The following is a 19,251-nucleotide window of genomic DNA, read 5'->3' on the forward strand; positions in this document are numbered from 1 at the left end:
CTCACGATAGCGCCCGTTGTGGCGCCCCCAAGGGCACTTTGGTTGCGTTGAGTGCAACCACAGTGCCCTTGGGGGCATTCAACGCGACGAATCTTCCCCCGGGGGCCTGTTCACTCGTCGGTGAGTAGGCCGCTCGTGTCCTTCAGCTGTACGCCGGTGGCCTCGATGCGGCGGGCTCCGGCGATGAGCCGGGCCAGGGTGCGGGCCGCGTCGGCGTGGCCGAGTCCGTGCGGGCGGCGGATGTTCGACACGCAGTTGCGTGCCGAGTCCGCCGTTCCCGGAGCCGGAGCCCACGTCAGGTAGGCGCCCAGGCTGTCGTGTGCCGACAGCCCGGGGCGTTCCCCGATCACCACGAGACCCAGCCGGGCTCCCTGGGCGGCGCCGACGTGGTCGGCGAGCGCCACCCGAGCCTGCGTCGCGATGACCGGCGGCCCGACCGTCAGGGCGCCGGGCAGCTCCGGAAGCAGCGCCGCGAGGACGCCGGCAGCGTGCCGCGCCGTGGCCTCCGCGGACAGCCCGTCGGCGACGACGAGCGTGAGGTCCGCGGGAGCGAGCTCCGGCACGTCGGCAGGACGGCGTCCCAGGTCGGGACGACTCAGGTACGTCGCGCGGTCCGGCGCCGCCGACGGAACGTGGACCGGTTCGCCGAGTCCCAACGCCCGCAGTTCGCCACCGAGCCGGTCCACGTCGAGGCTGCCGTGCACCGCGTCGCGGGCCAGCGCGAGCGCCTCCGCGGATTCGAGGACGTGGCGGGTCCGCGCCGCGTCCCCGGCCCGGTCCAACCCGATGCGCGCGGGGGTGCGCTGCCGCAGGGGGTCCCAGAACGTGCTCATGCGCCCGCCTTCGCCGTCAGTTCCCGCAGGGGAGACTCGGCGGGGTCGACGGCGCGCACCCGGCCGGCGCCGTCGAGCATCCCCAGTCCCGCCAACCAGGTCTCGAACTCCGGCGCCGGTCGGGTGCCGGTGATCCGTCGCGTGGTCAGCACGTCGTGGAACGAGGTCGACTGGTAGCCGAGCATGACGTCGTCGGCACCCGGCACGGTGATCACGAACGTGCAGCCCGCGGCGGTCAGCAACAGCAGGAGCGTGTCCATGTCGTCCTGGTCGGCCTCGGCGTGGGTCGTGTAGCAGACGTCGACGCCCATCGGCAGTCCCAGCAGCTTGCCGCAGAAGTGGTCCTCGAGCCCGGCGCGCACGATCTGCTTGCCGTCGTACAGGTACTCCGGTCCGATGAAGCCGACGACGGTGTTGACGATGAGCGGATCGAACACCCGCGCCAGTCCGTAGGCGCGGGCCTCGAGCGTCTGCTGGTCGACAGGGCGCCCACCGGTGCCGCGGTGCCCGTCGGCGGACAGTGCGGCTCCCTGGCCGGTTTCGAAGTACAGGACGTTGTCGCCGACGGAACCGCGCCCGAGCCCGCGGGCGGCGTCGTTCGCCTCGGCCAGCATCGCCGGGGTGACGCCGAATCCGTCGTTGGCGCGCTGCGTGCCCGCGATGGACTGGAACGGCAGGTCGACCGGTGCGCCCTGCCCGATCAGGTCGATCGTCGTCGTCACGTGCGTCAGCACGCTCGACTGGACGGGGATCTCGTAGCGGGTGCGGATGTCGTCGAGCAGGTGAAGCAGGTCCCGGACGGTCCGCGGATTGTCCGAGGCCGGGTTCACCCCGATCACCGCGTCGCCCGCGCCGAGCAGCAGTCCGTCGAGCACCGCTCCGGCGACACCCGCGGGGTCGTCGGCGGGATGATTGGGTTGCAGCCGCGTCGCCAACCTGCCGGGCAGTCCGAGCGTGGTCCGGAACGCCGTGGTCACCGACGTGGCGGCGGCGACCGACACGAGATCCTGGTTCCGCATCAGCTTCGAGACGGCGGCGACCATCTCCGGGGTGAGCCCCGGTGCGAGGGCGGACAGCCGGGTGGCCGCGTCGGGTCCCGCCGCGGTGTCCAGCAGCCAGTCGCGCAGCTCGCCGACCGTGTGGTGGCGGACCGGTGCGAAGGCGTCGCCGTCGTGCGTGTCCCAGATCAGCCGGGTGATGTTGTCGTCCTCCGGCGGCACGACGGGGTCGGTGAGGAAGGTGGTCAACGGCACGTCGGCCAGCGCCCACCGCGCCGCGACGCGCTCGGCGTCGGACTCGGCGGCGCAGCCGGCCAGCCGGTCGCCGGAACGGTTGGGCGTGGCCTTGGCCAGCAGTTCGACCAGGCCGTCGAAGGTGTAGGTGCGATCGCGGAGCGTGTGCGAGTACCGCATGCGGCGAGGGTAGTCGTCCGCGGGTGGGTTGTCGGCCCCGAACGGGGGCCTGCACCAGCGGAACGTCGGGGGAGCGCAGGATGTCACCGCGGCGGTGGCTCGGCGAGTGTTGAGGCATGACGCCCACCTCGGCCGACAGGGCCTCCGCAACCGACACAGCCGCCCACGCCGAACCTGCGACGACGCGGCACGGCAGCGACTTCGCCGTGTTGTCCCGGCGGATCGCCGCTGCGGGGCTGTTCGCCCGGCGTCCCGGTTACTATGCCGCCCGCGCGGGCATCGTCGCCGCCCTGTACGGCGGCGGCCTCGCCGCGTTCGTCGCGCTCGGCGACACGTGGTGGCAGCTGCTCGTCGCCGCGTTCTTCGCGGTCGTGTTCGCCCAGGTCGCGCTGATCTCGCACGACCTGGCGCACCGGCAGGTGTTCCGCACCCGCAGGGCGGGCAAGATTGCCGGGCTCCTCGCGGGCAACCTCGGCATCGGCATGAGCTACGGCTGGTGGATGGACAAGCACACCCGGCATCACGCCAACCCGAACCACGAGGATCACGATCCGGACGTGGTGCCGGACATCCTGGTGTGGTCCCGCGAGCAGGCGCTGGCCAGCAGGGGGCTGCCGCGCATCATCGGACGCAGGCAGGCGCTGTTGTTCTTCCCGCTGCTCACCCTGGAGGGGTTCAACCTGCACCTTTCCAGCGTGCGCGCCGTGATCGGCCGCCGCGCGAACCGGCGCATCAAGAACCGACGGGTGGAGGCGTCCCTGCTCGCGCTCCACATCGCCGGGTACCTCGGTGCATTGCTGCTTGTCCTGTCACCGGGCAAGGCGATCGCGTTCGTCCTGGTGCACCAGGCGCTGTGGGGTGTCTACATGGGATCGGTGTTCGCCCCGGGCCACAAGGGCATGCCGACGTTGAAAGCGGGGGAGAGGCTCGACTTCCTCCGCAAGCAGGTGTTGACGACCCGCAACGTGCGCGGCGGCGTGCTGGTCGACAACGTCATGGGTGGCCTGAACTACCAGATCGAGCACCACCTGTTCCCGCACCTGCCGACGCCGCATCTGCGGAAGGCGCAGCCGATCGTGCGCCGGTACTGCGAGGAGATCGGCGTGCCGTATCACGAGACCGGACTCGTCGCGTCGTGGCGCGAGGCCCTCGGCCACCTCCACCACGTCGGCGAGCCACTGCGCAGCGGCGAGCCGACGCATCCAGCGGAACCGACGAATCCCAGGGAGGCGGCGAATACCGGGGAGCCGGCGAATCCGAAGCCCGGGGACACAGGGTGTCCCGGCGAGGCGGCCTGACACCGGGTGTCACGCCAGCGCCGCCCGGACGACCTCAGGGGGCAGGGGAGCGGCCTCGACGGCGTCGGCGACGGTGAGCGTGCCGGCCCGGACCGCTGCGCGCAGGTCCGCGAGGGCGCGCAGGTCGTCCCGGGCGCGGGCGACGAACGAGGCGTCGACGGGGTCGCCGTGGCCGGGTACGACGACACGTGGCCGATGGGCGAGCACGTGGTCGAGGGCGGCGGGCCATGCGGTGAGGTGCGTGTCGGGCCCGAAGGACTCCTCGGTGAACGATCCACCCGGTGCGTGCTCGACGAGGTCGCCCGCGAACACGACGTCACCGGCGACGGCGACCACGTCGTGGCCGGTGTGCCCGGGCCCTGGGTGGAACAGCTCGACGGTGCGGTCGCCGAGGTCCAGTCTCTCCGCACGATCGAAGGTTCGCGTCGGTGTGGCGATCGGCGTCTCCGCGAGGTCGCCTGCCAAGGCGTGCTCACCGTCGGCCAGGTATCGCTCTGTCCATTCCCGACGGTCTGCCTCCGCGTGTTCCGTCAGTGCGGACCGGCATGCCGTGTGTGACCATATCGGACAGTCCCCGAACGAGGCGGACAGTGCCGCGGCGCCGAAGGCGTGGTCGAAGTGAGCGTGGGTCAGCACGATCAGGGGCGGCGCCGACGTCACCTCACGTACCGCGGAGGCCAGCTCCTCGCCCTGGCCGCGCGAGCCACGGGTGTCGACGACCAGGCACCGCTCCGACCCGACGACGAGGCCCACGGTCAGGTCCAACTCGGCGTACCGGCGGGTGTACACGCCGGCGGCCTGCTCGATCCACTCAGGCACCGGTGAGCACTCCGTCGGCGCCGAGCCTCGGCACGCACGGCGATGCGCCGACCTCGACGGCGCGGTCGAGGAGCTCGCCGTCGCCGGGCGTGGTCAGCTCGCGGCCCGAGGCCGAACCGCGCACCGCAGCGGGCACGTCGGCCACGGCGAACGCCTGCGCCGCCACGACCGCTTCGGGGGAAATGTCGCCGTAGGACTGCAGCCCCGCGACGACGGCGCCCGCGCCGAGCTGGTCCTCGAGGCACGGCCGCAGCGGTCCGTCGGACCCCGCCGCGGCACCGACCTGCACGCCCCAGCGCTCGCCCGCGGCCACCACGCCGATCGGCCCGCCCGCCGCCAGCTCCGCCGCGAGCTTCGCCGCGCCGTCCGCGTTGCGCAGGCAGGCGGTGAGCACGTGCGCGCCGGTAGTACCGGCCTCGACCGTGAGCGTCGCGCCGTTCGGCGACCGCAGCGGCTCGGGACCGTCGTCGTCCGCATCCGGCAGCGGATCGGCCCACCGGACCGGTCGCACCGCGCCGCCCGCGGCGAGTGCCAGATCCACCCGGGTGGAGAACGACAGGACGTCGACGACCACCAGCACCGCGCAGGTGCCGCCCAGGGCCGCCAGCCCGGCCTCGCCCCAGTCGAACCGGACGTCGTGACCGTCCTGCGCCAGGACCGCCGGGGCCTGCGTGCCCGCGGGGGTCGTGTCGGTCGCCGCCTCCGCCGGAGTTGCCGTCGCATCCGTCATGGCTCACACCCTGCCGGGTGGCCCGAGGCCCTGTGCAGCGGGGATGGCACACTGCCGCTGTGCGTGTCTATCTGGGATCCGACCATGCCGGCCTCGAGTTGAAGAATCACCTCGTCGCCCATCTGGAGCAGCAGGGCCACGACGTCACCGACGTCGGCCCGCACGTCTACGACGCCGCCGACGACTACCCGCCGTTCTGCATCGAGACCGCGCGCCACGTCGTCGCGGACGTGGGAAGCCTCGGCATCGTCATCGGCGGTTCGGGCAACGGCGAGCAGATCGCCGCGAACAAGGTGCCGGGCTGCCGTGCGGGCCTGGCGTGGAGCGTGGAGACCGCCCAGCTCACGCGGCAGCACAACCACGCCCAGGTCATCGGCGTGGGTGCGCGCATGCACAGCACCGAGGAGGCCACCGGGATCGTCGAGGCGTTCCTGGCCACGTCGGTGGACGACGACCCGCGGCACACGCGCCGGGTGCAGCAGCTGACCGACTTCGAACGGACGGGTGACGCTCCCGCGCTGCCGGAGGCCTGATGCCCGAAGGGCACACCCTGCACCGGCTCGCCCGGCTGCATCAGCGGCGCTACGCGGGCGCTCCGGTGCGGGTGAGCAGCCCTCAGGGCCGGTTCGCCACCGAGGCGGCACGGCTCGACGGCGCCACGTTCGTGCGCGCCGACGCCCACGGCAAACATCTGTTCCACGACTACGGACCGCACGGCGTCGTCCACGTCCACCTCGGGCTGTACGGGGCGTTCACCGAGTCGCCGCTTCCCGAGACCGAGCCGGTCGGCCAGGTGCGGATGCGGCTGTCCGGCCGGACACATTGGACCGACCTGCGCGGCCCGACGCGGTGCGAACTGCTCACTGAACCCGAGGCGGACGCCGTCATCGCCCGGCTCGGACCCGACCCGCTGCGCCGTGACGCCCGGCCCGACCTCGCCTGGCACCGGATCGCGCGGTCGCGCACGTCGATCGCGGCGCTGCTGATGGACCAGAAGGTGCTGTCCGGGGTCGGCAACGTCTACCGCGCCGAGGTCCTGTTCCGCCACGGCATCCCCCCGATGCTCGCGGGCCGCGACCTCGACGAGACGGTGTGGAAGGCGATGTGGGACGACCTCGTCGCCCTCATGCGCGCGGGCGTGCGCAGCGGTCGGATCGACACGGTCGCCGACGAGCACCTTCCCGAGGTCACCGGCCGCGCGCCGCGGCAGGACCGGCACGGCGGCGAGGTGTACGTCTACCGGAGAGCCGGGCAGCCGTGCCTGGTCTGTGGCACGCCGGTCGCGCACACCGAACTGGCGGGCAGGCACCTTTACTGGTGCCCGACCTGCCAGCCCGCGTGACGGACCGGCCGCGGCCCGCGGAGTGACGAGCCGGGGCCGTCAGAAGCCGAAGTCGAACCCGCCCAGGTCGCCCATGTCGCCGCCGCCGAAGTCGCCGCCCATGTCACCACCGGCGTCGCCACCCATGTCGCCGCCACCGTCGCCGTCGCCTCCGGCATCACCACCGTCGCCGCCGTCGGCGCCCATGTCCCCGCCGTCGCCCGCGGCCTCCGCGGGCACGCCTGCCATGCCGGAGAACATCGCGCTGAACAGCATCATCGAGCCCAGGCCCCACGCACCGGCGACCAGCGCAGGCTTCCACCACGGCTCGCTGTACCAGCCCTGCGGCACCGGCCTGCCCGCGACACGGCCGCCCGGGTAGTAGTGCGGGGTGTCGGCGCCCGGCTGCGGCGAGGCCTCGTAGTGCTTGCCCTCGACGTCGACGGAACGGTGCTCGGTGACCTTGCCCGCGGCCTGCCGTTCCCGGTCCTCCGGCAGCGCCGGCCCCGGGTCGAGCCCCATCGCCTCCCGCGCGGCACGGACGTAGTAGAGGCCTTCGAGTGCGGTGTCCTTGACGAGTTTCGCCTGCTCCTCGGTCTGTGCCTGCTCCATCTGCGATCCGGCGGCGTTGTAGCGCTCGGACGCGTCGGCGATCGCCTGCTGCGAGGCCGTGTCGGTGCCGGTCAGGTTGAGCACCTGGCCGCCGAGACGTTCCAGCCACCGGCGGGCGTCGGCCTTCGCGTCCTCCAACCGGTTGCGCTTGGCCTGCTGCTGGGACCGCAACAGGTAGTACCCGCCACCGACGATGATCAGTACGAGGACGACGAGGACGAGTTCCATGGGGTACTCCCGGGGCGTACACGGTTCCGGTGGAGCCCACCGGGGACCGGACAGACTCCTTCGAACCGGACAACGCCCGCGGAGCCCCGGGAGTTCCCGGCATGATCATCGTCACCAGGCGCGGCCGGTGTAGTACGCGTTCGTCCAGATCCGCTGCTTGCGGACGACGTCGCCGCTCTCCGGAGCGGCCCAGACGTGGTTGCCGCCCGCGTAGATACCGACGTGGTAGACCGAGCCGCCCTCGTGGAAGAACACCAGGTCACCGGGCACCTTCGCGTGGTTGGCGACCGGCCGCACGGCCCGGTGCTGTGCGCCGGAGGTGCGCGGCAGCCGGATGCCGACCTGGCGATGCACGAACTGCGCGAACCCGGAGCAGTCGAAGCGCTGCGGCCCGGTGGCGCCGTAGGCGTACGGCTTGCCGGCGTGCGACGCCGCGACGTTCACGATCTGCCTGCCGGTCGGCTTCGCGGACTGCTCCGGTGGTGCCGGCTTCGGCGGTGGCGGTGGCGGCGGTGGGAGACGCACCTCGACCCGCTGCGACGGCGAGGTCGACGGGTCGAGGAACGTGCTGCCGTCGTAGGTCAGCCGCCACTCGGCGGTTCGCTGCGGGGTGCGTCGGAACGTGACGGTGCCGTCGTCGCCGGTGGTCGCGGTGTCGACGGCCTGCCAGCCGCCGTCGGCCGCGCGGCGTTCCAACGCGACCCGCTGGTCGCTCACCGGCCGGTCCCGCAGCCCGGTGAGGGTGCCCGTCAGGGCGACCTCGGTTCCTTTCTCGACGCTGTCCGGTGCGTCGTGCAGGGACTGCTCGCTGGGCACGACGGCCGCCGCGTTGCCCGCGAAGGCCACGAGGGCCGTGCCACCGACCAGCCCGATGACCGCTGTGCGCTTCCACGGTGTGGACACGCTGATCCTCCAGTAAGGAGCTCACACGTCCGGTCCCCCGACCTCGCCGAGGCCCTCGTGGCATCGGCACCGTGCTCGGCCGACGGGGTGACCCGCCAGCCGTGACGACCGTAAACACGCTCTCTGCGGCGGCCGCGACTCGAGGGCACCCACATCGGTGACACCGCGAACGTCGCCGGATCGTCGTCGCCCCTGGCGCCCAGAACTAGAACACGTTACTGTTTTGCGGCATGAGGTTCACACTGTCGGTGGCCCTGACCCCGCTGGATCAACTGACCGAACTGGCCGTCACGGCCGAGGAGTGCGGGTTCTCCTCGATCGCCCTTCCCGACTCGCTGTTCTATTCCGAGCAGGTGTCCGCGGACTATCCGTACACTCCGGACGGAAGTCGGTTCTGGGACGAGAACACCCCGTGGGTCGACCCGCTGATCGCGGCGGCGTCGATGGGGGCCGCCACGGACGAGATCACGTTCTACACGTCGGTGCTGAAGCTCGGCTCGCGCAACCCGGTGTTGTTGGCCCGTCAGGTGGGCTCGGTCGCCAACCTCACGGGCGACCGGTTCGGCCTCGGTCTCGGTGTCGGCTGGGCACCGGAGGAGTTCGAGTGGTGCGGGGTGCCGTACCGGCGGCGCGGCAAGCGCGTCGACGAGGCGATCGACGTGCTCCGGCTGATCCTCGGCGGCGGGATGGTCGAGTACCACGGCGAGTTCTACGACTTCGACAAGCTGTGCATGAGTCCCGCGCCGAAGCGGCACGTGCCGTTCTACATCGGCGGACACAGCGAACCGGCGCTGCGACGGGCCGCACGCGTCGGCGACGGCTGGTCGTCGGCGATGATGAAGCTCGACGACCTGCGCGACACGATCGCACGGCTGAACACGCTGCGGGCCGAGTACGGCCGCGCCGACGAGCCGTTCGAGTTCCAGGCCGTGTGCATCGACCGGTTCGGTCTCGACGGCTACCGCGAGCAGGCCGACGTCGGCGTCACCGACGTGATCACGGTGCCCTGGGTGTTCGACGGCCTCGGCTTCGACGCCCCGGTGGAGCAGAAGAAGGACTCGATCAAGAAGTTCGCCGCCGACGTCATCGAACGATTCTGAGGAGGTCCGGCGGATGAGCGTCACCGTGTGCTGGGACGTCGACGCGCAGCAGCCGCCCGCGCGGGTGGCGGCGTTGCGATCCATGGAGGCCGTCGCCGCGGGGGACAAGCAGGGCTGGCTGGACCTGTTCCATCCGACGGCGGTGATCGAGGACCCGGTCGGCCCCTCGGGGTTCGACGAGGAGGGCAAGGGGCACCACGGCGCCGACGGCATCTCGGCGTTCTGGGACCTCACGATCGCGCACGTGCAGCGGTTCCGGTTCGTCGTCCACGATTCGCACGCGGGTGGTGACGAGGTCGCGAACGTCGCCACGATCACCACGCTGTTCGAGGGTGGATACCGCGTCGACACCGACTGCGTGATCGTCTACAAGGCGGGTTCCGACGGGCGGCTCCTGTCGGTGCGTGCCTTCTGGGAGACCGAACGTGCGGCCGCCACGGCCCGCCAGGACGACGGCACGTCTCCGTGACGCCGGTGCTGTGAGCGGCGGCGTTGCGATGCCGGTGTTGCGGTTCCGGTGCTGTGACGCGTCCGGTCACGGGTGGACGGGTCGTGGCAGGGGTGATCTCCTTCCGAGGACGCCCGGTGTCGAGCTACCGGGCCGGGACGCGGAGGAACGTATGGAGATCGTCGTCGATGATCTGTCCGGTTCGCGGATCGCGGAGTTCCTGGCCGATCACCTGCGGCAGATGCGGGCCACGTCGCCGCCGGAGAGCAAGCATGCCCTCGACCTCGACGACCTGCGCACACCGGAGGTCACGTTCTGGTCGGTGCTGGACGGCGAGGCCGTGGTCGGCTGTGGGGCGATCAAGCGGCTCGACGTCGAGCACGGCGAACTCAAGTCGATGCGGACGTCGCCCGACCGCGGGCGGGGCGGCATCGCATCCGGTCTGCTGCAGCACATCCTCGCCGAGGCGCGGGGGATGGGGCTGTCGCGGCTCAGCCTGGAGACCGGTTCGGACGAGTTCTTCCTTCCGGCGCGGAAGCTGTACGAGAAGTTCGGCTTCACCTACTGCGAGCCGTTCGCCGACTACGTGCCCGACCCGAACAGCGTTTTCATGACGAGGACGCTCTGAGGCCGCGTCGTGGCCCGGCCCATCCCGCAACCCGTTACCGGCACACGAAAGGCCAGGCCCCTGGTGGGCTCCTGGCCTGGGGTTCTCGTGCTCGGAGCGGGCGACGGGAATCGAACCCGCACCACCAGTTTGGAAGACTGGGGCTCTACCATTGAGCTACGCCCGCATGCTGCCGGTGACCGGCTGCGTGGGCAGTCTACCGGTAGCGCTATGGTGAGTGCACACCACCCCGCGTGGTGGACGGGGCGTGGCGCAGCTTGGTAGCGCATTCGCTTTGGGAGCGAAGGGTCGCAGGTTCAAATCCTGTCGCCCCGACCGTCGGAAACCGCCTCTGACCTGCAGGGACACTGCGGGGCAGGGGCGGTTTCGTCGTGGCGGTGCCCGATCCGTTTCCCGCGGAGGGCTCGACGGCCCCGGCCGGGCGATGTCCCCGGCCGGCACCGCTGCACGCGGACACCGGCCGGAGCGCGGCCGGGTGGCCGTGCTCGGGTCAGGACTCGGCGATGCCGGCGATCTCCTCCACGAGGGTGTTCACCTCCGCTTCCGTGGTGTACGGAGCGATCCCGGCGCGGACGGCGCCCGCGTCGCCGAGGCCGAGTCGTCGCGAACACTCCAGCGCGTAGAACGTGCCCGCCGGTGCGTTCACCCCGCGCCGGGCCAGCCGGGCGTGGACCTCCGCCGGTGCGAGGCCGTCCACCGAGAACAGCACCGTCGGCGTGCGCCGCCGCGCCCGCGAACCGTGCAGCGTGACGCGGCCGGCCGCCTCCAGCCCGTCCTCGAGCCTCGCCATGAGTGCCTCCTCGTGCCGCGCCACGGCGTCGAACGCGGTCGCGAGCGCAGCACGTCGCGACTCCGCGTCCGGTGTGATACCGGCGAGGAAGTCGACCGCCGCGGTGGTGCCCGCCAGCAGTTCGTAGGGCAGCGTGCCGAGTTCGAACCGTTCCGGGACGGCGTTCGTGGACGGTGCGAGCTTGTCCGGCGCGAGCGTCTCGAGCAGTGCCGGCCGCGCGGCGACGAACCCGAGATGTGGGCCGAAGAACTTGTACGGCGAACACGCGTAGAAGTCCGCCCCCAGGGCGCCGACGTCGACGAGCGTGTGCGGCGTGAGATGCACGCCATCCACATAGGACAACGCGCCCACCTCGCGGGCAGCGGCCGTGATCGCGGGAACGTCCGGGCGGCTGCCGAGCAGGTTCGACGCCGCGGTTACGGCGACCACGCGGGTGCGTTCCGACAGCAGTCCCGTCACCGCGGCGACATCGAGTTCGCCCGTGGTGGCGTCGAAATCCGCCCACCGGACCGTGGCGCCGCGGGCCTCGGCCGCCTGCACCCACGGCCGGATGTTCGCGTCGTGATCGAGCGTCGTCACGACGACCTCGTCCCCGGGACCCCAGTCCTTTGCCAGCGTGCGGGCGAGGTCGTAGGTCAGTTGCGTCATGCTGCGCCCGAAGACGATCCCGTCGGGCGTGCCTCCGACGAGATCGGCCGCGGCACGTCGCGCGTCGAGCACGATCGCGTCGGCACGCCGTTCGGCGGCCGTGTTCTGCCCGCGGTTCGCCACGGCCGAGCAGAGCGTGTCCGCAACCGCCGAGGCGACCGACCGCGGCACCTGCGAGCCGCCGGGCCCGTCGAAGTGCGCGGCGCCCTCGGCGAGAGCGGGGAAGTGGGAGCGGAACCGGGTGACGTCGAAATCGGCCATGCCCCCGAGTATGGACCAGACCACGCGAGAGGCCGCCCGACGCGACGCGCCGGACGGCCTCTCGTGAGACGCGGGACGGACCCGTCAGTGCGCGGTCGCCTTCTCGGCACCGGCGCCGGTGAGGGAGCGAACCTCCATCTCCTTGTGCTTCTCCTCGAGGTGTTCCTTCGAGGTGAGCGTGCCGATGACGCCGAGCAGGAACGACAGCGGAATCGACACCAGGCCCGGGTTCGACAACGGGAACCAGGCGAAGTCCGCACCCGGGATCATCGCGCTGTCGCTGCCGGACACGGCAGGGGAGAACACGATGAGCACGAGCGTCGTCGTCAGACCGCCGTAGATCGACCACAGCGCGCCGCGGGTGTTGAACCGCTTCCAGAACAGCGAGTACAGGATCGTCGGCAGGTTCGCCGACGCCGCGACCGCGAACGCGAGCGCCACGAGGAACGCCACGTTCTGTTCCTTCGCGAGGATGCCGCCGATGATCGCGACCGCACCGATCACGCACGCGGTGATCCGGGCGACCTTCACCTCGGTGGTCTTGCTGTCGACGTTGCCCTTCTTGATCACGTTGGCGTAGACGTCGTGTGCGAACGACGCCGAGGCCGTGATCGTCAGGCCCGCCACGACCGCGAGGATCGTCGCGAACGCCACCGCCGCGATGAAGCCGAGCAACACCGGACCGCCCAGTTCGAGTGCCAGCAGCGGGGCCGCCGCGTTCTCGCCGCCCGGTGCGTTGTTGATCGTCTCGGTGCCCACCAGCGCCGCGGCGCCGTAGCCGAGCACGAGCGTGAACAGGTAGAACAGGCCGATCCACGAGATCGCCCACACCACGCTGCGCCGCGCCTCCTTGGACGTCGGCACCGTGTAGAAGCGCATCAGCACGTGGGGCAGACCCGCCGTACCGAGCACCAGCGCGATGCCGAGCGACAGGAAGTCGAGCTGCGTCGTGCTGCTCTCGCCGTACTTCTCACCCGGGTTGAGCAGCGCGTCGCCGCCACCCGCGGCCTGCGAGGCCGAGCCGAGCAGTTCCGACAGGTTCAGGCCGTACTTGCCGAGCACCCACACGGTCATCACGGCCGTACCGGCGATGAGCAGACCGGCCTTGATGATCTGCACCCACGTGGTGCCCTTCATGCCGCCGACCAGCACGTAGATGATCATCACGATGCCGACGACGGCGATGACGATGCTCTGGCCGAGGTCGCCCTCGACACCGAGCAGCAGCGACACCAGGCCGCCCGCACCGGCCATCTGCGCCAGCAGGTAGAAGAACGACACCGCCAGGGTCGACGTGGCGGCCGCCGCACGGACCGGACGCTGCCGCATCCGGAACGCCAGCACGTCGCCCATCGTGAACTTGCCCGTGTTGCGCAGCAGCTCCGCCACGAGCAACAGCGCCACGAGCCAGGCCACGAGGAAGCCGATCGAGTACAGGAAGCCGTCGTAGCCGTAGACGGCGATGGCGCCGGCGATGCCGAGGAACGACGCCGCCGACAGGTAGTCACCGGCGATCGCGGTGCCGTTCTGCGGCCCCGAGAACGACCGGCCCGCCGCGTAGTAGTCCGACGCCGTCTTCGTGTTCTTGGAGGCGCGGAACACGATCACCAGCGTGATGATCACGAAGAGGGCGAAGATGCCGATGTTGACCAGCGGGTTGCCGCCCTCGACGCTGCCCTGAGCGAGTGTGTTCACTTGGTGTCACCACCTTCGACCTCGTCCCGGACGCTCTCGGCGATCGGGTCCAGCTTGCGGTTCGCGTAGCGGACGTAGAGCCCGGTGATGACGAACGTCGACACGAACTGCAGCAGGCCGAGGATCAGGCCCAGGTTGATGTTTCCGACGACCTTGGTCGACATGAAGTCGTGGGCGTAGTCGGCCAGCAGGACGTAGGTCAGATACCAGACCAGGAACAGCGCGGTCATGGGGAAGACGAAGTTCCGCAGCCGTTTGCGCAGCCGCTGGAAATCCTCGCTCGCGTGGACTCGCGCCCACGTGTCCGCCTCAGGTGGCTGAGGCTCGGTGGAATTCACGGTGACCTCCTTGTCACGGTGCACGCCTCGAAAAGGCACGGGGAGTGTGCTGTGCGCGACACCGTAAGCACGGGGCGGATCCGGGTGAACCGGTCAGCGGCCCAAGCGGCGTGTGATGCGACGAACGGCCGACGAGCGGCGTGCCGGCCACGACGAGTGGCCCAGGTCACGCGCCGCGCCGTCGCTCTGGGTCCGGGACACGAACGGCGACAGGCGGTGCTCGTGGAGGTGCAGTCGCAGCATCGCGGCGGTCGCCCACGGGGCGGGCCTGCCGAGCCGCGACACGACCACCATGGTGACGAACGCGAGCGGCACCGTCCACGGTGCGGGCTGGGCGACGAGGATCGCCACCCAGCCGTGCAGGTCCGGCCCCGCGACGTTGAGCAGGAACGAGCCGATGGTGGACACGAGGCCGGCCGCGACGCCGCTGAGCGCACCGGCGGCCGTGAGCCTGCGCCACCAGATACCCAGCACCAGCAGTGGGCAGAACGTCGAGGCCGCGACCGTGAACCCCCAGGTGACGAGCGTGCCCGCGTCGAAGGTGGCCGCGGGGAGGGCGAGCAGGACGATCACCGCCGCCGCACCGACGACGGCGAGCCGCAGCTGTCTCAGCCCGCCGGGGACGAGGTCGTGGGAGATCGCGCCGGAGACCACGAGCAGCAACCCCAACGAGGTGGCGAGGAAAGCCGCGAAGGCGCCCGCGGTGAGGAGGCCGGTGAACACGGTGCCCGCCGTGCCGTCGTCGACCTGGGCGGGCAGCGCGACGACGGCGCTGTCGGTCGCGCCCGTCAGGTACAGGTGTGGCACGAGCACCCGGCCGAGCACACCGTAGATGCCGGGGAACAGGTAGAACACGCTCAACAGGGCGACGGTGAACGCGGCCGTGCGGCGTGCGGCACGGCCGTCGGGGCTCGTGTGGAAGCGCATGATCACGTGCGGCAGCCCCATCGTGCCGAGCATGGTCGCGATCAGCACGGCCCACGTGCCCAGAAGCGGATAGCCCTCGTCGTCGAAGTCGAGCAGGGGCCGTTCCCAGCCGTCGGCACCGGGCACGGCCTCCCCGCGGACCTCGGGTACCGGGGTGCCGTCGGCGAACGTGACGGTCGTTCCGGGCGGCACCTCCCAGGCGCCCGGCCGGAGCTCGCGCGGGCCGTCCTCGCGGTCGATCACCTCGGCCCCCGGTGGGACGTCGAGGGTCGCGCCGACCCGGAACGTGACCGTGGTGTCGTGGCTGAAGTGGGTGAACTCGCTGGGCTGCACCGCGTCGGTCCGCACCTCCGGGCCCGCCTGGATGAGCAGCCACATCGCGGGCACGATGAACAGCACGAGTTTGAACACGAACTGGAACGCCTGCACGTACGTCGCGGCCCGCATGCCGCCGAGCGCGAGCGTGGCGCTGACGACGCCGCCCGCGAGGACCACGCCGACCCAGTAGGGCGTCTCGGTGACGACGCTGAGCACGAGCCCGGCGGTACGGAACTGCGGCACGAGGTACAGCACGCCGATCACCAGCACGACCACCGCCGCCAGCCTGCGCAGCGCTGCTGAGCCGAGTCTGGCCTCGGCGAAGTCCGGCACGGTGAGCGCGCCGGACCGGCGCATCGGCGCCGCGACCAGCGCCAGCATCGCGATGTAGCCCGCGGTGAAACCGACCGGGTACCAGAGCGACCCGATGCCGTCCTTGACCACCAGGCCCGCGACGCCGAGGAACGAGGCGGCCGACAGGTACTCGCCGGAGACCGCCGCCGAGTTGAGCAGCGGCGACACGCGTCGGGACGCGACGAGGAAGTCCGACGTGGTGCGCATCGCCGCGACGCCGCGCAGACCGATGAGCATCGTCACCAGCACGACCGGCGCGACGGCGAGGGCGACGATCACGAGGCGCCCTCACCCGTCGAATTGCCGGAACCGCTGGTTCTGTCAAAGCTGCCGAAACTGGCGGTCTCGGCATTGTCGGCACCGCGGTCCGCGCCGCCGCCGACCCCCGTGTCCGCGTCGAGCAGCTCCCGTTCCGCCTGCTCGGCGCGTCGGAGCTGCCAGAACGCCACGGTGACCATCGCGGGGAACGGCACCAGCACGATCGCGGCCCACGACACGGGCACATCCGCCACCCGCACCTCGTCCAGCGCGGGCCACAGCCACAATACGAACGGCAGTCCGAAGACCAACGCCCCGAGTGCCGCGAGCGCGGACACGGCACGGCTGCGCCCCGACCGGTACAGCGCGATCGCGCGCGGCATCTCCGCCGGGTCGAGCGTCGTCGGACGCCACGGTCCGCGGTAACGCCTGCGGGCGTGTGCCAGACGGGTCTGCGGGCTGGTGACGGCGACACGGCGACCGGTCATGTCGGCCGTTCGAACTCGCCCTGTTGCGCCGCCTTGAGGAGCCGCTCCCGGAGCTGGCGCGCGTGCCGCCTGCTGACGGGCACGTCGCCGAGATCGGTGTGGGCCAGCACCCCGCCGACCGAATCGCTCCGCAGCTCCCGCACCGCCGACAGTGCGACGAGGAACCCACGATGGGTCCGGACGAACCCGGCGCCCTCCCAGTACTCCTCGAGCCGCGAGATCGGCATGCGCACCAGGTGCACACCCGACGGCGCGTGCAACCGGACGTAGTCGCCGTGCGCCTCGGCGAAGCGCACCTCGCTGCGCTGCACGTAGCGGGTCCTGCCCCCGACCTCGACCGGCAGTGCCGCCATCGCGTCCGGCACCGGTGCGTCCGCACCCGACCGCGGGTGCTGCTCGTCGGCACCCGCCATGCGCGCGACCCGGCCCAGTGCGTCGGCGAGACGCTCGGCGCGCACGGGTTTGAGCAGGTAGTCGACCGCGCCGATGCCGAACGCGGCGACGGCGTGCTCGTCGTAGGCGGTCACGAAGACGATCACGGGCGGCGTGGCGAGCTTGCGCAGCAGTTCACCCAACTCGAGTCCGTCCAGCCCCGGCATCGCGATGTCGAGGAACACCGCGTCGTACTCGCCTCCCCGGATGGACCGCAGCGCGTCGAGCGGATCCGCGGCCGCGGTCACCGAGGCGACCTCGGGTGCCTCCCGCAGCAGGCTGCAGAGGTCGTCGAGTGCCGCGGGCACGTCGTCGACGGCCAGCACCCGGAGCCCGGGCGCCGACGTCTGCAGTGGCTGAGGATCCTCCTGCACCGTCACGGCACGACCCCCGGCTGGAACCGCGGCACCCGCACCACGACGCGCGTGCCCTCGTTCTCCGCGGTCTCCACCACGAGCCCGAACCAGGGCCCGTACACGTTGCGCAGTCTCCGGTCCACGTTGGCCAGTCCCATGCCTCCGGTATCCCGTGTGTCGGCGGCGCCGCCCGCCGCCAGCAGGCGTTCCGCGTCGCGGGGGTCCATACCCGCGCCGTCGTCCTCGACGCTGATGACGCAGTCCGATCCTTCCGCCTCGCCGAGTACGTGGACGGTCCCACCCCCGGTGCGGCGTTCGATGCCGTGGCGTACGGCGTTCTCGACCAGCGGTTGCAGCACAAGATAGGGGATCGCCACGGCGAGGACCTCGGGTGCGACGCGAACCTGCACCTTCAACCGGTCGCCGAGTACCGCGCGCTGCAACGCCAGGTACGTCTCGATCGCGTGGAACTCGTCGGCCACGGTCGTGTACTCGCCGTGACCCGCCAGGCTGTAGCGGATGTAGTCGGCGAAGTCGAGCAGCAGTTCCCGGGACCGTGCGGGGTCGGGGCGCACCAGTCCCGCGACGACGGTCAGCGCGTTGTAGACGAAGTGCGGGGAGATCTCCGCCCGCAGCGCCCGCAGCTCGGCCTCGGCGGCCTCCTCCGCGGACGCCTCGAGCCTGCCGCGCTCCAGCGCGGCGACCAGGACCCCGCTGACCTCGCGCAGCGCCGACATCCTCGTCGTCCCCGCGACGACGAGCACCCCGGCCAGTTCGTCGTGGACCACGAGCGGCTCGGCGACGACCTCCGCCCGGCGCCGCCGGTGCTCGGTGTGCAGGACGTCGTCGACGATCGCCGCGACGTCGACGTCCCGGGGGAACGAACCCGCGACGGTGAGCTCGCCCGACAGGTCGGACAGGCCCACGCCGTCCGACGCCAACAGCCGGCGGATGCCGCGGACGGCGGAGCGGACGCGCGGCCCGCTGAGGCCGTCGACGAGGTCGTCGGCGATGTGCCGGGCCGTACGCAGGATCGCCGCCGGGTCGCGCAGCCTGCGCGGCCAGGCGAGCCCGCCCGCGGGCTCCTGCTGCGCGGGAACGGACATGCGAACTCCCGGTAGCGCCGACGACTGTGTCCTACGTGTGTTCTACCTGGTCCTACGTGTGCTCCACCTGCTGCGTCCTGGGGCGACCTGCGTCCTTGGGCGACCTGCGTCCCGCACGTGCTGGGCTTCGGCGTCCCGCGTCCTGGGCGGTTCACCGATGCGGACGACCGACAGTGTGAATCTAGCGGCCCGGCGTACCGAGCGTGAAGGCCCGTGCACCGGCCGCCCCGCCCGGGCCGGCCGCAGGGGTCGCAGGCCTGCCGCAGGGCGCTGTGCCCGTGCGCGGTGTCGACCGTGGCGGCGCGTCGGCGAAAACAGGTGAAAATCGATGCCGGTCGGGACTGTCCGTGACGGCCGCGCTGATCCATAATCGGAGGTGGTGATGCCGTATGGGCCTGCGTGACGAGGAACGGCGACAGCTCGCCGAGATCGAACGCCGCCTGGGCGAGGACGACCCGCGTCTGGACCGGCGTCTGGCCACCCTGCGGCCCGGGACGTCGCGAACGCTGTGGACGGTCGTCGGCCTGATCGGCCTCGTCGTCGGCGGTGGTGTCGTCATCGCACTGGGCGCGGGAGCCGGTGCGCCCGTCGTGGTGGCGATCGGGGTGATCGTGGCCGCCGGGGTGCCCACCGCCGTCATCTGGCGACGGTGGCTGCGCAAGCTCGGCAACGGCATCGGTGACGGATCCGACGACGCCGCCGGCACGCCGGGCAACCGCTCCGGCAACGGCAAGGGAGACTCGGGCCGACCCGGTGACGGCCCTGGCGCGGACTCCGGTCCGACCGACTGACCGTCCGGCCCGACGCGGCGTGCGCACGGTCCGTGAGGGGCGCCCCCGCCTCCGGCGGCCCGCTGACTTAGACTCGGACATCGGTTCCCCATCGTCACCTGCGGTGCCCGTGGGCGAGCCCGTGAACCATACGCACGCCGCCGCGCCCACGGGTACG

Annotated in this window: 20 protein-coding genes and 2 tRNA genes; 8 read left to right on the plus strand and 14 right to left on the minus strand. The window is 71.6% G+C overall.

Features of this window, described 5'->3' with window-relative positions:
• Positions 1-110: 110 nt before the first annotated feature.
• Positions 111-833, minus strand: coding sequence for an ethanolamine ammonia-lyase subunit EutC (eutC, locus tag LY13_RS10340; protein WP_253828118.1), 723 nt, complete (start codon positions 831-833; stop codon positions 111-113).
• Complete coding sequence (locus LY13_RS10345) at positions 830-2,245, minus strand: ethanolamine ammonia-lyase subunit EutB (protein WP_253828119.1); 1,416 nt, start codon at positions 2,243-2,245, stop codon at positions 830-832. Before LY13_RS10345 ends, eutC begins: the two co-directional genes overlap by 4 nt.
• 116 nt (positions 2,246-2,361) lie before the next feature.
• Between LY13_RS10345 and LY13_RS10350 the strand changes: the two genes are divergently transcribed.
• A complete protein-coding gene (locus tag LY13_RS10350; protein ID WP_253828120.1) occupies positions 2,362-3,543 on the plus strand; it encodes a fatty acid desaturase family protein in 1,182 nt (393 codons plus the stop codon).
• Between the two features lie 9 nt (positions 3,544-3,552).
• Here LY13_RS10350 and LY13_RS10355 read toward each other — a convergent pair whose 3' ends face one another.
• Both LY13_RS10355 and LY13_RS10360 read right to left on the minus strand, forming a co-directional pair.
• Positions 3,553-4,362, minus strand: coding sequence for an MBL fold metallo-hydrolase (locus tag LY13_RS10355; protein WP_253828121.1), 810 nt, complete (start codon positions 4,360-4,362; stop codon positions 3,553-3,555).
• Entirely contained in the window at positions 4,355-5,092 is a 738-nt protein-coding gene (locus tag LY13_RS10360; RefSeq protein WP_253828122.1) for a 2-phosphosulfolactate phosphatase, read from the minus strand. The genes LY13_RS10355 and LY13_RS10360 overlap by 8 nt, the downstream gene beginning before the upstream one ends.
• Before the next feature lie 59 nt (positions 5,093-5,151).
• Here LY13_RS10360 and LY13_RS10365 point away from each other — a divergent pair, with 59 nt between their 5' ends.
• Both LY13_RS10365 and LY13_RS10370 read left to right on the plus strand, forming a co-directional pair.
• Positions 5,152-5,625 (plus strand): ribose-5-phosphate isomerase, encoded by a 474-nt coding sequence (locus tag LY13_RS10365; protein WP_253828123.1) that lies wholly within the window; start codon positions 5,152-5,154, stop codon positions 5,623-5,625.
• The gene (locus LY13_RS10370) at positions 5,625-6,434 is read left to right on the plus strand and encodes an Fpg/Nei family DNA glycosylase (protein WP_253828124.1); all 810 of its coding nucleotides are present in this window, start codon (positions 5,625-5,627) and stop codon (positions 6,432-6,434) included. Before LY13_RS10365 ends, LY13_RS10370 begins: the two co-directional genes overlap by 1 nt.
• A 39-nt stretch (positions 6,435-6,473) precedes the next feature.
• Here LY13_RS10370 and LY13_RS10375 read toward each other — a convergent pair whose 3' ends face one another.
• Together LY13_RS10375 and LY13_RS10380 are read right to left on the minus strand one after the other, a co-directional pair.
• Complete coding sequence (locus tag LY13_RS10375; protein ID WP_253828125.1) at positions 6,474-7,253, minus strand: hypothetical protein; 780 nt, start codon at positions 7,251-7,253, stop codon at positions 6,474-6,476.
• 111 nt (positions 7,254-7,364) lie between these two features.
• Positions 7,365-8,156 (minus strand): C40 family peptidase, encoded by a 792-nt coding sequence (locus LY13_RS10380; protein WP_253828126.1) that lies wholly within the window; start codon positions 8,154-8,156, stop codon positions 7,365-7,367.
• A 230-nt stretch (positions 8,157-8,386) separates the two neighbouring features.
• Here LY13_RS10380 and LY13_RS10385 point away from each other — a divergent pair, with 230 nt between their 5' ends.
• From LY13_RS10385 to LY13_RS10395, 3 genes are all read left to right on the plus strand, one after another.
• On the plus strand, positions 8,387-9,256 hold the full coding sequence (locus tag LY13_RS10385; RefSeq protein WP_253828127.1) for a TIGR03619 family F420-dependent LLM class oxidoreductase: 870 nt from the start codon (positions 8,387-8,389) through the stop codon (positions 9,254-9,256).
• A 13-nt stretch (positions 9,257-9,269) separates the two neighbouring features.
• The gene (locus tag LY13_RS10390; RefSeq protein ID WP_253828128.1) at positions 9,270-9,725 is read left to right on the plus strand and encodes a nuclear transport factor 2 family protein; all 456 of its coding nucleotides are present in this window, start codon (positions 9,270-9,272) and stop codon (positions 9,723-9,725) included.
• A 151-nt stretch (positions 9,726-9,876) separates the two neighbouring features.
• Positions 9,877-10,332 (plus strand): GNAT family N-acetyltransferase, encoded by a 456-nt coding sequence (locus tag LY13_RS10395; RefSeq protein WP_253828129.1) that lies wholly within the window; start codon positions 9,877-9,879, stop codon positions 10,330-10,332.
• A 95-nt stretch (positions 10,333-10,427) separates the two neighbouring features.
• Here LY13_RS10395 and LY13_RS10400 read toward each other — a convergent pair.
• Positions 10,428-10,498, minus strand: a tRNA-Gly gene (locus tag LY13_RS10400).
• 75 nt (positions 10,499-10,573) lie between these two features.
• On the opposite strand from LY13_RS10400, the gene LY13_RS10405 reads away from it, so the two are divergent.
• A tRNA-Pro gene (locus tag LY13_RS10405) sits at positions 10,574-10,647 on the plus strand.
• A 175-nt stretch (positions 10,648-10,822) separates the two neighbouring features.
• On the opposite strand, the gene LY13_RS10410 is transcribed toward LY13_RS10405, so the two are convergent.
• From LY13_RS10410 to LY13_RS10440, 7 genes are all read right to left on the minus strand, one after another.
• On the minus strand, positions 10,823-12,031 hold the full coding sequence (locus LY13_RS10410) for a cysteine desulfurase-like protein (protein ID WP_253828130.1): 1,209 nt from the start codon (positions 12,029-12,031) through the stop codon (positions 10,823-10,825).
• A gap of 84 nt (positions 12,032-12,115) precedes the next feature.
• Positions 12,116-13,726: a monocarboxylic acid transporter gene (locus LY13_RS10415; RefSeq protein WP_253828131.1), complete on the minus strand. Its 1,611-nt coding sequence runs from the start codon at positions 13,724-13,726 to the stop codon at positions 12,116-12,118.
• On the minus strand, positions 13,723-14,064 hold the full coding sequence (locus tag LY13_RS10420) for a DUF485 domain-containing protein (protein WP_253828132.1): 342 nt from the start codon (positions 14,062-14,064) through the stop codon (positions 13,723-13,725). The genes LY13_RS10415 and LY13_RS10420 overlap by 4 nt, the downstream gene beginning before the upstream one ends.
• Before the next feature lie 93 nt (positions 14,065-14,157).
• Entirely contained in the window at positions 14,158-15,942 is a 1,785-nt protein-coding gene (locus tag LY13_RS10425; protein ID WP_253828133.1) for a sodium/solute symporter, read from the minus strand.
• Positions 15,939-16,409: a hypothetical protein gene (locus LY13_RS10430; RefSeq protein WP_253828134.1), complete on the minus strand. Its 471-nt coding sequence runs from the start codon at positions 16,407-16,409 to the stop codon at positions 15,939-15,941. Before LY13_RS10430 ends, LY13_RS10425 begins: the two co-directional genes overlap by 4 nt.
• Entirely contained in the window at positions 16,406-17,221 is an 816-nt protein-coding gene (locus tag LY13_RS10435; RefSeq protein WP_253828135.1) for a LytR/AlgR family response regulator transcription factor, read from the minus strand. Before LY13_RS10435 ends, LY13_RS10430 begins: the two co-directional genes overlap by 4 nt.
• Positions 17,218-18,303: a sensor histidine kinase gene (locus LY13_RS10440; protein ID WP_253828136.1), complete on the minus strand. Its 1,086-nt coding sequence runs from the start codon at positions 18,301-18,303 to the stop codon at positions 17,218-17,220. The genes LY13_RS10435 and LY13_RS10440 overlap by 4 nt, the downstream gene beginning before the upstream one ends.
• A gap of 389 nt (positions 18,304-18,692) precedes the next feature.
• Between LY13_RS10440 and LY13_RS10445 the strand changes: the two genes are divergently transcribed.
• The gene (locus LY13_RS10445; RefSeq protein ID WP_253828137.1) at positions 18,693-19,094 is read left to right on the plus strand and encodes a DUF3040 domain-containing protein; all 402 of its coding nucleotides are present in this window, start codon (positions 18,693-18,695) and stop codon (positions 19,092-19,094) included.
• The last annotated feature ends 157 nt before the right edge of the window (positions 19,095-19,251 follow it).

It is taken from the genome of Prauserella aidingensis, assembly GCF_024171865.1.
Taxonomy (GTDB): Bacteria; Actinomycetota; Actinomycetes; order Mycobacteriales; family Pseudonocardiaceae; genus Prauserella; species Prauserella aidingensis.